This is a genomic window from Collinsella sp. Sow4_E3 (assembly GCF_052116285.1).
GTDB lineage: Bacteria > Actinomycetota > Coriobacteriia > Coriobacteriales > Coriobacteriaceae > Collinsella.
The window spans coordinates 66,928-81,869 of sequence record NZ_JBQKLJ010000003.1; the positions used below are offsets into that span (position 1 = coordinate 66,928).

General features: G+C 54.3%; 15 protein-coding genes. 3 read left to right on the plus strand and 12 right to left on the minus strand.

The features are described 5' to 3' along the window. Positions 1–70 precede the first annotated feature (70 nt). The 7 genes from ACTQ48_RS03380 to ACTQ48_RS03410 all read right to left on the minus strand — a co-directional run bounded on the left by ACTQ48_RS03380 (position 71) and on the right by ACTQ48_RS03410 (position 7,834). On the minus strand, positions 71–517 hold the full coding sequence (locus tag ACTQ48_RS03380; RefSeq protein WP_441056979.1) for a hypothetical protein: 447 nt from the start codon (positions 515–517) through the stop codon (positions 71–73). Then, positions 510–2,516, minus strand: a complete 2,007-nt coding sequence (locus ACTQ48_RS03385) for an AAA family ATPase (protein ID WP_441056977.1) — start codon at positions 2,514–2,516, stop codon at positions 510–512. The genes ACTQ48_RS03380 and ACTQ48_RS03385 overlap by 8 nt, the downstream gene beginning before the upstream one ends. Next, positions 2,497–2,679 carry a hypothetical protein gene (locus tag ACTQ48_RS03390; protein WP_427727806.1) on the minus strand — a complete coding sequence of 61 codons (183 nt, stop codon included), beginning with the start codon at positions 2,677–2,679 and terminating at the stop codon, positions 2,497–2,499. Before ACTQ48_RS03390 ends, ACTQ48_RS03385 begins: the two co-directional genes overlap by 20 nt. Further along, positions 2,669–4,783, minus strand: coding sequence for a DEAD/DEAH box helicase family protein (locus ACTQ48_RS03395; RefSeq protein WP_427727804.1), 2,115 nt, complete (start codon positions 4,781–4,783; stop codon positions 2,669–2,671). The genes ACTQ48_RS03390 and ACTQ48_RS03395 overlap by 11 nt, the downstream gene beginning before the upstream one ends. After that, on the minus strand, positions 4,783–5,307 hold the full coding sequence (locus ACTQ48_RS03400; protein WP_441068505.1) for a hypothetical protein: 525 nt from the start codon (positions 5,305–5,307) through the stop codon (positions 4,783–4,785). The genes ACTQ48_RS03395 and ACTQ48_RS03400 overlap by 1 nt, the downstream gene beginning before the upstream one ends. Beyond that, positions 5,304–6,725, minus strand: coding sequence for a hypothetical protein (locus tag ACTQ48_RS03405; protein WP_441570125.1), 1,422 nt, complete (start codon positions 6,723–6,725; stop codon positions 5,304–5,306). The genes ACTQ48_RS03400 and ACTQ48_RS03405 overlap by 4 nt, the downstream gene beginning before the upstream one ends. Before the next feature lie 605 nt (positions 6,726–7,330). Continuing rightward, a complete protein-coding gene (locus tag ACTQ48_RS03410; RefSeq protein WP_427718555.1) occupies positions 7,331–7,834 on the minus strand; it encodes an iron-containing alcohol dehydrogenase in 504 nt (167 codons plus the stop codon). A gap of 235 nt (positions 7,835–8,069) precedes the next feature. On the opposite strand from ACTQ48_RS03410, the gene ACTQ48_RS03415 reads away from it, so the two are divergent. Together ACTQ48_RS03415 and ACTQ48_RS03420 are read left to right on the plus strand one after the other, a co-directional pair. Further along, positions 8,070–9,641: a Y-family DNA polymerase gene (locus ACTQ48_RS03415; protein ID WP_441570126.1), complete on the plus strand. Its 1,572-nt coding sequence runs from the start codon at positions 8,070–8,072 to the stop codon at positions 9,639–9,641. Further along, positions 9,634–10,059 carry a hypothetical protein gene (locus tag ACTQ48_RS03420; protein WP_441048588.1) on the plus strand — a complete coding sequence of 142 codons (426 nt, stop codon included), beginning with the start codon at positions 9,634–9,636 and terminating at the stop codon, positions 10,057–10,059. Before ACTQ48_RS03415 ends, ACTQ48_RS03420 begins: the two co-directional genes overlap by 8 nt. A 20-nt stretch (positions 10,060–10,079) precedes the next feature. On the opposite strand, the gene ACTQ48_RS03425 is transcribed toward ACTQ48_RS03420, so the two are convergent. Further along, complete coding sequence (locus ACTQ48_RS03425; protein WP_427747961.1) at positions 10,080–10,298, minus strand: heavy-metal-associated domain-containing protein; 219 nt, start codon at positions 10,296–10,298, stop codon at positions 10,080–10,082. Between the two features lie 147 nt (positions 10,299–10,445). On the opposite strand from ACTQ48_RS03425, the gene ACTQ48_RS03430 reads away from it, so the two are divergent. Further along, on the plus strand, positions 10,446–10,691 hold the full coding sequence (locus ACTQ48_RS03430) for a hypothetical protein (protein ID WP_441547308.1): 246 nt from the start codon (positions 10,446–10,448) through the stop codon (positions 10,689–10,691). A gap of 116 nt (positions 10,692–10,807) precedes the next feature. Here ACTQ48_RS03430 and ACTQ48_RS03435 read toward each other — a convergent pair whose 3' ends face one another. The 4 genes from ACTQ48_RS03435 to ACTQ48_RS03450 all read right to left on the minus strand — a co-directional run bounded on the left by ACTQ48_RS03435 (position 10,808) and on the right by ACTQ48_RS03450 (position 14,925). Further along, positions 10,808–11,560 carry an amino acid ABC transporter ATP-binding protein gene (locus tag ACTQ48_RS03435; protein ID WP_022094423.1) on the minus strand — a complete coding sequence of 251 codons (753 nt, stop codon included), beginning with the start codon at positions 11,558–11,560 and terminating at the stop codon, positions 10,808–10,810. Positions 11,561–11,572: 12 nt separating this feature from the next. Next, positions 11,573–12,934 (minus strand): ABC transporter permease subunit, encoded by a 1,362-nt coding sequence (locus ACTQ48_RS03440; protein WP_441570127.1) that lies wholly within the window; start codon positions 12,932–12,934, stop codon positions 11,573–11,575. A gap of 116 nt (positions 12,935–13,050) precedes the next feature. Further along, positions 13,051–13,911: an ABC transporter substrate-binding protein gene (locus ACTQ48_RS03445; protein WP_118345556.1), complete on the minus strand. Its 861-nt coding sequence runs from the start codon at positions 13,909–13,911 to the stop codon at positions 13,051–13,053. A 147-nt stretch (positions 13,912–14,058) separates the two neighbouring features. Further along, complete coding sequence (locus ACTQ48_RS03450; RefSeq protein WP_441570128.1) at positions 14,059–14,925, minus strand: deoxyribonuclease IV; 867 nt, start codon at positions 14,923–14,925, stop codon at positions 14,059–14,061. Positions 14,926–14,942 lie beyond the last annotated feature (17 nt).

Sequence of the window (14,942 nt, forward strand, 5' to 3'; positions counted from 1 at the left end):
TGAACCACTATCGGAATGAACATCCCACCTTGCCGAACACTTTAAAACGCAAGGTCACGAGTCCGCTACATCAGTCGATCTTCTCCCCCGTATACTCCTCGTACATCTCATCCATACGTGCAACATAATCGTCGGCAACCGCCTCTGCATCAGAAAGCTCAGTTACCTCTCCTTCGAGCAATTGAAATCCACCGTTGGCATAGCGCTCTACAAGAGAAGACGCGGCCTTCCTGTCTCGAACGACTTCCGTGTTTTCAAATCCGGCATCTGCGAGATTAATTGCATTGGCAACTGCCTTGAATTTGTCGGATAAATATTCTGCCCTAGTTAAGTTTCTCGGCCTCTTTAGTTCAGGCTTGAGGCCCTCGTGATAACCCAAAGCCAAAGCAAACAGCATCTTGTCCTCATTTGTCATTCCGTCAAACAGAGGGAATGAACTCATGGTCTTTACGATGCCCTCAAATGCCTCATCAGTCGTATTGAGAATAGTAGCGAAAGGCGTGCTCTCATTAGCCACGATACTCGACCTCCTTCATGACTTCCGACTCTTGCTCATCCAAACGCAAGCGCGTATACGTCGCGATGGCTGGTTCAAACTCACGCGAAATCGCCTCGGAATACTCATCCGGCGTAAACGCTAAGATAAGTTGCTTGTTCTTGCTCACTTCGACCAGCGTTTTTGCGAAGTTTTCCCTGTTTTCACCAGAAGCACGCGCAATGGGCGTGTCAATGAACAACGGGGAATCAAACCCCGAGACTTCGTGCATTGCCAATGTAAAAGAAAGTGCAAGCAATGATCTCTCCGCTGCGGAGCAAGTTCCCGCACACGAATAACCTTGCCTGTCATAGAGCGACAACTGATAACGCTCCGTCAGCTCAACGCGGTCGCACTTGGAGTTCTTCCAAACAAGCCCCTTAAACAGAGCCTCTGTACGCGACTCCATTCGCTTTCTCACGTCATCAACGATCGCCTTTTCGGCGGCCTTTAATACGTTGAGCGCACGATTGCCAAATGAGATTGCCCGATTTGCTGCCTCCGTCTTCTTGTCCTTCTCAAGCTCTGTTTTTAGCTTTTTCTCCCACACCGAGATTTTTCCATCCATCTCGGACTTATTGCTTTGAAACGCGCCGATACCTTGATTCAGCAGATCTATTTCCCTATCGAGCTGCTCCCTCTCTTCGAAGAGACGCTTCAAATCATCCGAAGATTCAGCAAACTTTGCAATTCGCGCATTGATGTCATTAAGCTGACGGCCAATTTGGTCGAGGTCTTGTTCATCTTTCAGAAGTGGTTGAAGAGCCCGTTTTCGCTCGTCTGGGTATCGTTTAACGGAATCGACAATTCTTTTAAGTTCACTTCGCATCGACGAGAGAATATTCGATGTTTCGCTACTCACCTTAAATTGATCGAGCATGGCCTTAATATGCAAACGCTCTTCTTCATTTAAGGAATGGCCGCACAACGTGCATGTGCCCATGTTGAGAGCCTTTTGAAGCTTTTCGGGGTCGATCGAAGGAGGCAGATGCCCCTCTCTCTCCATCCTTTCAATGACATCGAGAGTCTTCTTCGCAACGGGATAAAGGTTAAAATCAACCATCATCTTACGAGCGAATTCGTAGTATTTAGCTCGGTCCTGTTCATAGCGATCATTGAATCTTCCTTCGAGCTCTAGAGCCGCCTCCCGCTCGTTCTCGATGCCACGCACATCCTCAACGCCGCGCAGCTGTCCGTCGATATCAGCCAGCCGCCGCTTCGCCTCAGACAAGCTGGCCTCCTTATCCTCTATCTGTTTGATACACCCATTGCGGGTCTCTTCAAACTCGCTGAGTTTCTTGTAAGTTTGTTCCGTGCTGCTTGAAGCTGAAGACGCATCCCTTTTCTTTCCGGAAACGGTCGCCTTTAGATGGTCGATCGTCCTCGACAGCACATCAATCTGCGAAATTGAATACACCGCTTCTTTGATGCGATCGCCCTTTGTCTCCTGAAAATAGGTATTGAGCTGCTCACCATCAAAAAAGAAATACTCTCGAATTGATTCGGGAAGATAGCGATTGATGTATGCCGTTGCTCCTTCATTCTTAAGTGAACGAGCTTGGCCATCAACCCCATTCGTCACTGTTACCGTAAACCGCTCGTCGGCCTTTTTCTCAAGGAACTCTAGCTTATCTTTCTGAAGCAAGCGAAATGGAACAAAACGTCTAATCTTTACGGTAGTATTCTTCGTATCGCCCAGCTCGACGGTCACAACAACGCTAACGTTTTCCACCCAAACGCCATTCTGAACGCACTCGGCGATAACCTCCTTGTTTAGCTTGGGCTCTCCGGCGTCATACTTGCTGTTGCCGAGGTGAGGCTCATCACCGTATAAACACCAAGTAAATGCATTGAGCAAATTTGTCTTGCCAACGCCGTTATCGGCAACGATTAACTGCAGGTCGTGATCGCCCGGACGAAACTCAAGTGTCAGATCACGATACTGACGATAGTTGTGAATCTCAATCTGCTTGAATCTCATCGCTCTTCCTTACCGCGGAATCCAGCTCCTGCTCATACCGCTTTCGATAGCTGCCGTTTCCTTCCATTTCGTACGAAATAAGCTCAAGCAGGAAATGGAGCATGGCTTGATCGCCCGTGCATTCCTTTTTGACGCTTTCGAGTACTTGCCGATTAATAGCCATTTGCCCTCCTCAAACGGTCCTGTACCTCAAATAACAAATCAGTGCTGTTCACTGCATTCGCGCGCATGTCTTCGATGCGAACCATCTCTTGCTTGAACAGCTTTTTCTCGAGTTCAATGCCGCCCATTTCTTTGATTCGTTTCCAATCCGGCTCAATTACGAAATCGTAGATATGGGCAATCTTCTTTCCGGGGTGTCGGCGAATCACCCTGCCCACCCTTTGGACGTACTCGCGCGGATTCGTGCTGCTCGACAGCAAAACGGCCGTTTTCGCTTCGGGAATGTCGATGCCCTCGTCAAGGCATTTGATTGCCACGAGCGTTTGAATGTCGCCCTGCCTGAATGCGTCCAAAAGATACTCACGCTCGCTCAGACCGCCATACTCCGCCCGCTTCGCCGTTCCCTCTTCTTCGGTAAAACGATGCGCCGCAATCTCATGCGAACCGAGCATCAAACACACTTCCGAGATTCTGTGGGGCGAAGTGAAAACGATTGCTCCGGTCAAATCAACCGAATCAATCAAGTCTTCAAAGTGGACCATCTTCGAAGCGGCATCTTTTTTGATTTCTGCCCTATCGCGAAGAAGCTTTTCGACATGCTCTTCCGCATCTGGCAGTGGGCTATTCTTAGCCGCCACAATCCTCTTCGTCAAAGCACAGTATTTATCTAGCTCTTCGTCGTTCAAGCTAGAAAACACAAGATGATACTCATAGGGACAGAGGAACGTATCACCTGTTATCGGATTAATAGTGTTTTGAGCCTGAGCAATCGTAAACACAAAAGACCTGTCACCAAAGTATCTGCGAATGAGCTCGGTTCCATCCTCATCAAACCAACGGGACGGCGTAGCAGACAGGCCAATTCGATACCGATACCTCTCCAAAAGCCCGGCGCGCTGCTTCGGCGAGCCCATTCCATGGACCTCGTCGCCGACGATGCATGTAGCCACCGTATCAGGGAGCTTGTTGATAATATCTAGCAGCTTCTTGCTGCATGCGCTCTTGTGGGTGGTATAGATAATCAAGCTCGACGATCGCCCTATGCGTATCCTGGAAATCGCCGAAGAGATTTCCTTAAGCCAACGAGCGCTCGGTCCGGCAGATGAATCGGCAAATACAGATTTGTCGAACTGCAGCCCTAAAGCGGCGGTCTCCTTCTCCCATTGACGCGACAATGTACTCTGCGGCGTAGCAACGATGCAGACAAACTTCTTCTCTCGAGCAAGAAGCTCCCCAACACAAGCAAGGGCGGTGCGCGTTTTACCGGTCCCCGTCGCCATCTCGAATAACAACCTACCGTCATTCGCAAGCCATGCTTCAAGCGCCTCTTTTTGGTAAGGAAAGAGAGAGATCCGCGCTTGCTTGCGAGTTCGACGATAATTGGCAATAACGCTATGCTCGAGTTCAAAATTGGCGCCAGCAGAAACGAGCTTCTCGCAAAACGAATGCGTTGGGACGAACGTCTTTACGCTCTTATGTTCACCATTCCAAAGTGATTCAAATTTTGCCCGATCAGATTGATAAAAATCGAGTTGTCCCGGCTCCCAGCTTTTGAACACCTTGAACTCTTCGCAGTTAAGCAGCCATCCCGACGCCGTCTCGTTTACCGAGCCGCTAAATGAGAGCGCATCGCCGTCACAATCCTCAATAAGGCCGATTTTTTGATGATAGAGCTGGCCAGCCCGTACATTGCCGTCTTCATCAACGATCACGGCAATCTTCATTTCCAGAAGCCCTTTTGCAAGCATCCAACCGAGCGCCTTGACATGGTCACGCTCGATTTCATCGGCAAGGGCGTCAATATTCCCAAGGAGCTCGCTTGCTATGTCTTCAATTACCTCATCCGGATTGTTGGCAGCTTGCCTAATCGCATCGATATCACGCTCGTTTAGATTTGGGCTAACAATCAGGCGCATGGTCCCGCCGTTATGAATTAACCCCGCGACGCCCCTAGCCGCAAGAGCAAGACTTGCAGACGAGAAAAACCCTACACTTCGGTCATATTCAACAGCCTGTGAAAGTGCCGGTATATAGAAGTCGGATACGGGGTCCACATCCCCAAGCGTCTCATAAGATGTTCCGATATGCAGCTCCTTCAGACCCATCAGCGCCTGCCGATCCGTGAAATGGCAACAGATAGTGCCCGGTCTTCAGTACCGCACTGACCGTCAATCAAGCGAAGGAGGCCCGCAACGTTGGGAGCTCGCCGCTTTTTCGTCGAATCCGACAATGGTCTTAGATAATCCTCGATATAAACCGGTTCCCCATCATCGGCCTTCGCCGCATCACATAGCAGCTCTCTAATAACCGGGATGCGAAAGCACAGCTTTGCAAGCATATTCTGCTTTTCATCATCCGGAAGAGCGCAGTACAGGTCGGAAAACGGAGACGCCACGATCTCGATCCCCCTCCGTTCGCCTTTTACATCAGCGAGGTCGAGAAGCGTTGCTAGCTTTCCATGGTTCTCACCATATTTGATGTTTGCCGTAGCCTTTTTGCCTCTATCGCCAGTCAGGTAAATGCCGAGCTTCTCAAACGTGAGGGGCTCGCCAATCAGCGTGAGAATACGCACAGCAGCATCGAGGGCCTCTAGGTTGCTAAACTGTGGAATATTGGCAGCCGTAATCAACTCGCACGGTTGCAGACTACAAACGGCATGGAACACTTGCCTGAGGCTCGCTTCACGCAGCAGCGAGAACAGCTCCTTCGAAAGCCCCCCCCCCCGGAACTCATTTCGCCAGCACTTGCCAACCAAACAATATCAAGGTTTTTGGCATAATAAGCTGCTAGAACTTCTTCAGTACTTGACTCCCCAGTGGCAAACCGTGCCCATGTATTTCGCTGGATATCGTCAACGTCCTTAGAAGGGGTACCAATAAACTGCCTTCCATACCAGCGAAGCATATTTCTTTCCTCAAATTTCAAATCAAAATAGCGTTTTGCGATTTCTGGATACTCTTGTTCAAATGAAGTCATTGCCGCATAAGCGGAGCAAAGCGTCCCCTTCGTTTTGTGGAGCGCTTGGTTTGCCTCGCAGAATTCTCGAAACGATTTCTTTTTGAAGAACTGCGGTTGGTTGCACCATCGGGCAATGGTGACATATAAGCCTCGTAAAGGAGACTCTTTGTATTTTTCATACCGCATGATATACGGTAGGCAGCCGTATTTCATTAGAATCGAGATGCGTTCGAACACATTGGCAATATCTTGCGCGTCCTGAGAATCATAGCCGCTCAAAACATACAGACGGGTACCCTTATCTGACCAAGTTCGCCAAATGCGCAGCTTTCTTTCTATGAGCTCACGGTCTTCGATGTGGTCGAAGGCGAAAATATAATCCCCGTGATAACGGCAGCCGGAAAGAGCTTTTGCCTTCGCATCGGTCATAAGACGCACGTCAAGACCTTGGCGAAACTGAAACGGCTTGCCCGTCTCACGAAGTTCATCCAAGATCTCTCGCCAACCGGGAAACGCAAAGAAATTATCATCCCAGAGATAAATGTAGGGCCTGTCTTCGTCTAGGAACTCAGAAACAGGCGAGTGCTTAAAGGCGTGATCGTACTTTTGGTTTACGCAGAAGCTGCACTTTCTAAAACAACCTCTCGTAGTAAAACCAATCGAGTAATCAAGGTAGTCAGCATATTGGCTACGCCTCCTGCCGGAAGCAAGCTGTTTTTCGACAAACGACTGATACAGGCTGTAATCGGGATGAAAATGCTCCACCTCATCCGGTAGGTTTTCTCCGCCGTCTTCATAAAAACCCGTACCGCCATAGACAACGTTTGGAAGGGCCAATAAGCCTTCCGGTATGTTCGTAAATGTGAAAACGCAAGAGATGAAAACGATATCGTAATCTGGGACCGCTTCAAACGCCTCGATCAGCTCGACGCTATGACCCCTCGCCTTGAAATATCCACTCAGTTTAAGAAGAACCAGGTTTGGATGGCGCGTGCCATGATCGATTAAATCGGCATCAACAAGACCAATACGTAGGTGGCTATTGCTTTTAACAAAATCGATAGCACACGATACTGGCCGGCTGGACAATCTGCTCCCCTTACACAATAAAGCTCTCAATTTGTGTGATCTAAAATAGCACTGAGGTTGTAGAAAATGTTGATCAATTCTGTTAGCGGCATTCTCGCCATTAGCATCTGCCTAGACGCGAGCAATTATCCGAGGCGAAAATAAAAACAGGACTTTATCGGAAAACGAATCAGTCGGGACGTCGCATCCGCACGTCATCGACGCGGGAATTCGAAGCTATCCAGCCAGCGGTAGAAGGATCGATCCTCTCAGCGACCCAACAGAGACTTGCGGAATATCTATCAAGCATCGCCGTCTCATTACGAAGTTCCTCCAGAACCAAACGCTCTTGATGGGAACATCTGTTGCGCAATCTTATAGATTCCTGCAACGTGAGCCTCAAACTCAGCCTGCTTCGTCCCCGGTAAAACGGCATGCCGCCATTCGCCCGCACGCGCAAGGCGCGCCATACCGTGGGCTCCAGGCGGCAAACAGGCATGAATCACCATGCATCAAATGTCAAAGCGGCGGCGACCCTGTCATAAGATGGCGCCTTGCCTTCATGGCCAAAACGAACTTTCGCAAGCTATAGCAACAGCAAGCTGAACATACGGCATAACGCCCTCCTACGCCGCGGCGCACACGCTGCCGAGCAACTCACGCAGAGGAGACCCAATGCCCTCAAGCAGTTCGGGCGCGATGATGGCAAAAACGGGAACCTCACCGGCCCCCACGACGGCAGGCACTTTGCCCTCCGAGACAATACATCCATAAGGGACAAAACCGTCTTCGCCGGCATCGAGCGCCGCCATGCGACGCGCGAGTTCGCGCGCAAAGCCAGCAGTATCGGCATCGCCGATCGCCAGGACAAAGTCCACGCCTTCGTCGGTCGCCAGGGCCACAGCTTCGTCGATCAGCTCGTCTCCCCCGTCGCCCTCAACCGAGCCGCAACGAAAAAGCACGCGCTCGAGCAGAGCTCGGTCAAGCGAGCCGAGCGCCGCCGAGACAAGCTCATCGCGCGTATGTTTGTCGCCACCCAGCACCACCAGCGCCTTGGTGCCGCCGTAGTGAGCGACCAATCGTCCACACCAGCGAGCCACGTCTCCATCCGCAACAAGGCGCGTCGGCATACCAAACCCATAGTTGACCATTATCCCCACAACCCTTCCGTGCTTTATGGTGGTATCGATCGTTAGGCTCATGCTACGAAGCGAGGTTTTCCGGGCTGTTTCGCGCTCTTTAGAGCTGCGTTAAAACCCGATGCAACCGCCCGACCATACCTGCCAAAAAGGGACAGGTTTGTTTTGGTCGGTCAAGCGTTTTACCTACCAAAATAAACCTGTCCCTTTTTGGCAGGTTTTGACGATGTCCGGACGAGCGGGTATTATCGAACATGCATTCGATAAGAACATGTGTTTGATGGGAGGACGCGTGGGGCACGGGCGTCACACCTATATCTGCATCGACCTCAAGACGTTTTACGCCAGCGTCGAGTGCGTCGACCGCGGGCTCGATCCGCTCACCACCCACCTGGTCGTTGCCGACGAATCACGCGGGCGTACGACCATCTGCCTCGCCATTACCCAGGCCATGAAAGACCTCGGGATACACAACCGCTGCCGTCTGTTTGAGATTCCCGACGGCATCGACTACATCAAGGCCGTACCGCGCATGCAGCACTACATGGAGGTGTCGGCGCAGATCTACGGTATCTACCTGGAATACGTCAGTCCGCAAGACGTTCACGTCTACTCAATTGACGAGTGCTTTATCGACGTGACACCCTATCTAGAGCTCTACCATACCAATGCCAAAAGCTTTGCCTGCATGCTGCGCGATGAGGTCCTCGCGCGCACCGGCATCACGGCGACAGTCGGCATCGGCCCCAACCTATTCCAGGCCAAGGTGGCGCTCGACATTACCGCTAAGCACGTACCCAGCCGCATCGGCATACTCGACGACGAGACCTTTCGCAAGGAGATCTGGCCCCATCGCCCCATCACCGATATCTGGGGCATCGGCCCCGGCGTGGCAGCCCGCCTCGAAAAGTACGGGGTATACGATCTGATGGGCGTCGCCGCGCTCGACGAAAACCTGCTTTACGACGAACTCGGCGTCAATGCCGAGTATCTCATCGACCACGCCTTTGGGCGCGAGCCGACAACTATCGCCGATATTCAGGCCTATCGCCCGCAGGCAACTTCAACCACCACAGGACAAGTGCTCTCGAAGGGTTATGCCTACGAGCAGGCCTACACCGTCTTGCGCGAGATGGTCGATGCCGCCGTACTGGATTTGGTCGATAAGCATGTAGTCTGCGACAGCATCTCGCTCTTTGTGGGCTACGCGAGCGAGCGCGCCGACATACGCCGCCTCGACGCCAGCGGCACAGCGCAATATGTAGACGGATGCGGACATGTGCGTTCGAGCACGTCGAGCATCGAACCCGCCGCAACCGCCGGCCCCGAGCTCGCACCCCGTGCACCCAAGCCCGTCCAGCGCGATGACGAACGACGCCGACTGGTGCGCGAGGCACAGGCAATCGACGGCATCTTTGTGGGAGAGCATGGCGGCAAACCGCGTGGCGGCTATGCCGCGCTCTTTGCGCACTCTAACGCTTCGCGCAAGCTGCCCGAGCGCACCAATTCGTTTAAGAAGATCATGGGCTATTTCGATGAGCTCTGGGCGCAGACCGTCGATCCCAAACGACCGGTCAAGCGCATCAATTTGGGCTTTGGCAACCTCATGCCCGAGGAATTTGCCACCATCGATCTGTTTAGCGATGTTAAGGCCGATGAACGCGAGCGCGACCTGGCCCGCGCCGTTCTGGCCGTGAAGGGCAAGTACGGCAAGAACGCCCTGGTCAAGGGATTAAGCTTTACCGCCGGCGCCACCGCACGCGAACGCAACGATCAGGTAGGAGGACACCGTGCCTAAGGCCCAACAACAGCCGATGCGGCCACCGACGCCTTTTGAACGCCTGGCGGACCCCGATGGAAGGCGTCGCGCCGCCGACCCCAGGCTCACCGCTAACGGTGCCGTTCGCGCCAACCGCGCCGCGCAGTTTATGCCCTTTGCCGCCCTCACGGGATACTATGAGCTCGTGCGCAAACAAGAGATCTCTGTTGAGCCCAAATGCGAACTCACGGAAGAAAAAGCCCTCGAGCTTTCAAAAAAGCTCGAGGGCCTCAAACGCGGCGACTTGGTGCGCGTTACTTATTACGATACATACGGCTATCGCAGCCGCACCGGCATTCTCGACGAAGTGCTCCCCGCGTTCAAGCTGCTCAAACTCCGAGACATCGCCATCGGCTTCGACGATATCCAAGACATCGAGCTGCGCGGCCGAGCCTAGGCGCAAGCGCACGCCCGGCCCTACGGCTTTATGACGTAATAGCCCGCATCCCTCACGGCAGCCTCAAGCACCTCACGATCGATCGGGTTTTTAGAACGGATGCACGCCGTGTGGTCTGTATACGTCACTGTGGCCCAAATGCCATCGAGAGCGTTGAGGGCGTTCGTCACATTTTGCGCGCAGCCGCCGCAGCTCATACCGCCAATAAGCAGCTCATCGCTATAGGGGTAGTGAGACACATCGGTGTCCGCGACCGCGACCCTCTTGATCTTCTTTCTGCCCGCCCCATCGCCGCAACAGCATGTGCCATGCGTCGATGCGACAATACGCCGGAATCCAAAAAATAAGCCGGCGGCTATGACGCCCTCGCTTTCGGCTGCCCCGCCATGGGCTCCGAGGAGCTCGAGTACGATGAGTTTCAGCCGATGTGGGACGAAGTCAAGGAGACCCTCGGCGACAAGAAGGTCGTCCTCTTTGGCTCCTATTCTTGGGCCGAGGGCGAATGGATGGACAACTGGAAGGCGGACGCCGACGAGGCCGGCGTCAACGTCGTCGATTCCGTCATCTGTTACGACGCCCCCGACGATGAGGCAGAGGCCGCCTGTCGCGCCCTTGGAGCCGAGCTCGCCTAACGGCGATAAGCTCCGCCCATACGCGGCTCTGCACCAAAACACATGCGCATCCCAACAAAAACGGGGCTGGATCCAGATCCAGCCCCGTTTTCTGCTATGTCAGCCACATAAAGCAGCTACGAGATGTTGCCCAAAAACGCCTTGGTGCGTTCGCTCTTGGGATGGTCGAAGACCTCGCTCGGCGTACCCTCCTCCACGATAACGCCGCCGTCCATAAAGACGACGCGGTCGGCGACGTCGCGGGCAAAGCCCATCTCGTGCGTTACCACGATCATCGTCATGCCGTCACGCGCAAGATCGCGCATGACGCCAAGGACGTCGCGGACAAGCTCGGGATCAAGCGCCGACGTAGCCTCGTCAAAGAGCATCACGTGCGGATTCATCGACAGGGCGCGGGCGATGGCCACGCGCTGCTGCTGGCCGCCCGAAAGCTGGCTCGGCATAAAATCGATGCGCTCGGCCAGACCGACCTTGGTCAGCTCCTCGACGGCAATCTTCTCGGCCTCTTCCTTGCTGCGCTTGAGCACCTTTTGTTGCGCAAGCATGACGTTCTTTTTGACCGACAGGTGCGGGAACAGATTGAACTGCTGAAACACCATGCCCAAGTGCGTACGCACCTTATTGAGGTCGACGCCCTTGGCGCACACATCCACGCCCTCGACGACAATCGAGCCGCTCGTGGGCTCCTCAAGACGGTTGATGCAGCGAAGCATCGTCGACTTGCCCGAGCCCGAGGGGCCCAGGACCACGACGACCTCACCCTTGTGCACATCCAGATCGATGTCGCGCAGGACCACGTTATCGCCAAAGGCCTTCTGGAGATTCTTGATGCTGACGACGACCTCGTTCGAGTTATTGGTTTCGCTCATAATAGAACCTCCTTACAGACCTGCAATATGATCGGCGGGTGTCGCGACAACCTGTCCGGCGCTCTTGGTGGGACGCTTCTTTTTGGTTTCGGCCGTCCCCAGAAGCCTCGCCTCAAGACCGCTCACCAAGCGCGCAAGCGGCAGGGTAATGACCAGATAGAACAGAGCGGCAACCACATACGGCGTGATGGAGCCCGTCGTCGCCACGATGGTGCGGGCATTCATGACGATCTCGACCACGCCCACGGCGGCGAGCAGTGACGTATCCTTGTAAAGCAGGATAAACTCGCTGGTCAGCGTAGGCAGGACATTGCGGAACGTCTGCGGAATCATAACGTAGAGCAACGTCTGGAAGGCATTCATGCCCAGCGAGCGGGCAGCCTCGTTTTGGCCCTTGGGGATCGACTGAATACCGGCACGGAAGATCTCGCACAGGTACGCAGACGAGTTCATGGCCATGACGATAACGCCCAAGACGTAGTCATCCACCTTGACGCCGGCAAGTGGCAGGCCAAAGAACGCGATATAGATCTGCAGGAACGCCGGCGTACCACGGATGATATTCACGTAGATGCCGGCAAGACAGCGCAGGATGCGCGACTTGGAGATGCGCATGAGCGACAAGGCAAAGCCAAAGGGGATTGCCAGCGGAAACGCCACAAGCACGATCGAGAGCGACATAAGGAAGCCCTTAAATACGACCGGCAGGCTCTGGACCAAAATGACCGGGTTCAAGAACAGGCGCAGGAACATATTGGAATTCCAAGCCTCGACCCACGGCTGTTCCTTAAGATCGGCCTGGAAGTTATCGAAGGCCGTCACGCCCTTAATCTCGACGGAAGGAATCTTGGAAATCTTCTTGGTCGAACCGTCGGCGAGCGTATAGGTGCCGCTAAAGGCCTCGTCGCCGCCTTCGACGGGGAAGGTCACGCCGTACACCTCGACACGGAAAAATCCGCCGGCAGGCGCCGTCTCGCCAAAGTCGATCTTGAGCGTCTGGCCATCAGCCGTGCACGTGGGCTTCATGGGTGTGCGATCCATGAGGTCCTCGCCCGAGAGCATCGTCAATCGCGTGTCATCGGTACCAAACGTCGTGCCGTCGACAAACGTCAGCGAAAGACCGCTCAGCTCCTCGTCGGTATCGGCCTGAACTTCCCAGGTAATGCGTGTCTCGGTGCCGCCGACCACATCGCTGCCCGAACCGGTGTTGGGTCGGGCGGTAATCTTTGCGGTCTCAAGCGCTTGGGCAGTCGAGGGCGCAGATGCCCCCACGCACACCAGCGCGAGCGCCACGGCCATGACACAGGCTAGCTTTTGGAGCAAGGCGGGTAGTGAAGAACGCTGCTCAGCGGCCCCTTTGTTCAGTCGAGACAAGGTGGCTCCTATCGTAGAAGTTGCCGGCAAAAAGAGACGGAAACACTCTCCGTCGAGAGAAGCGCAAAGGCCCTCTCCGCTAAACGGAAAGGGCCCACACGCAATCAAGTATCTGTTTACTTGATGTTGTATTTAGCCATGAGGGCGTCAACGGTGCCGTCGTCGGTCAGGTCCTTGATGGCCTGGTTGATGTCGTCCTTGAGCTTGGTATTGCCCTGGTTGATGGCAATAGCGTACTCCTCGCCGGTGCTGATCTGTTTAACCGTGTGGCAGGTATTGAACTGCTCGGCGGTCAGCTGGCTCGCAACGGAGCGGTTGGTGACTACGGCATCGCCCTTATCGGACTGCAGGGCGCTGAAGCACTCGGTAGCGTCCTTGTAGGGGACGATCTTGGCCTTGGGGAAGTTCTCCTGGGCAAAGGCCTCGGCGGTCGAGCCAGACTGGACGATAATGGTAGCGTCGGCGTTGTTGAGCTTCTCGCTGTAATTGTCGGCCGTGATGTCGGTGTTATCGACCTTGGTCACGATAGCCTGATCGTCCATGTAGTAGGAATCGGAGAAAGCGACTTCCTTCTCACGCTCGGGCGTGTCGGTGATAGCCGCAATGGAGACGTCATACTTGGTGCCCGAAGCGACGCCGGGGACGAGCGTGTCGAAGTCGTTGTTGACGTACTCGACATCCAGGCCCAGCTTGTCGCCGATAGCCTTGATGAGCTCAAGGTCAAAGCCCTGATAATCGCCGTTGTCATCCTTGTACTCAAACGGAGCGTACTCGGCAGAGGTGCCGACGGTCAGCGTACCATCCTTGACGAGCGCGTACTCCTTGGAGCCGTCGACCTTCTCGACCTTAGCGTCGTCAGAGCTGCTGGAACCGGCATCAGAACCAGAGGTGGCGTTGGACGAGCCGCAGCCCGTCAGTGCGAGGGCGAGCGCCATGGCGCCCGTGGCGGCAAATGCGCCAAGCTTCTTCAGCTTCATAATCAGTCTCCTTCCAATGGCCCCATGTGATTCAGGGGCCTGCAAAAACTGAGGGCTATTATGCACCCGCGTGAGAGAATCTGCAATTAGAAAACTGATTGAAACAAACCCATAACGTGAATGGAACACTCCACTTTATGACAGTCATTACTGCTGCAATGACCTTAAAAGTTTAATTTCAGCCGCATAACCTGCAAGTTCGTTCGGCGTTTCCAAAATGAATGGCAGTGATTGCAGGCAGCTATTCGATACAATATTCTGCATAACCTGCATTCCACCGCCAAGTTCCTCGCTGCCGAGGTAACCCTTGCCGATGCACTCATGCCGGTCCTTATGAGCACCGCGGGGATTCTTGGAATCATTGATATGCACAGCGCGCAGGCGCTCGATACCCACCACACGATCGAACTCGTCGAGCACACCGTCAAGATCTTGGACGATATCATAGCCGGCGTCATTTACATGGCAGGTGTCCAGGCAAACGCCCAGCTTGGCCGACAGCTCGGGGCGCCTGTCAGCAACGCCCTCGATGATGATCGCCAGTTCCTCAAAGCTGCGGCCCACCTCGGTGCCCTTGCCGGCCATGGTCTCGAGCAGCACCGTCGTCTGCTGGCCCTCAAACATCACCTGGCACAGGGTGTCGACGATCATCTGAATGCCGGCGTCGGAGCCCTGTCCCACATGCGCACCGGGATGGAAATTGTAGTAGTTACCGGGCAGCGCTTCCAGACGCTGCAGATCCTCAGCCATGGCCTCCAGGGCAAACTCGCGCGCCCGCTCTTTGGCCGAGCAGGGGTTATAGGTATACGGAGCATGGGCCACGAGGGGACCAAAATCGTTTTGTTCCATAAGCTCGCGCAGGGCCGCCACGTCATCCATGTCAAGGTCTTTCGCCTTGCCGCCGCGCGGGTTGCGCGTAAAGAATGCAAAGGTATTGGCGCCAATGGATAGCGCCGTCTCCCCCATCGCCCGATAGCCCTTCGTCGTGGATAGGTGACACCCAATCGTCAGCATCCCCAGCTCCCTCTCAT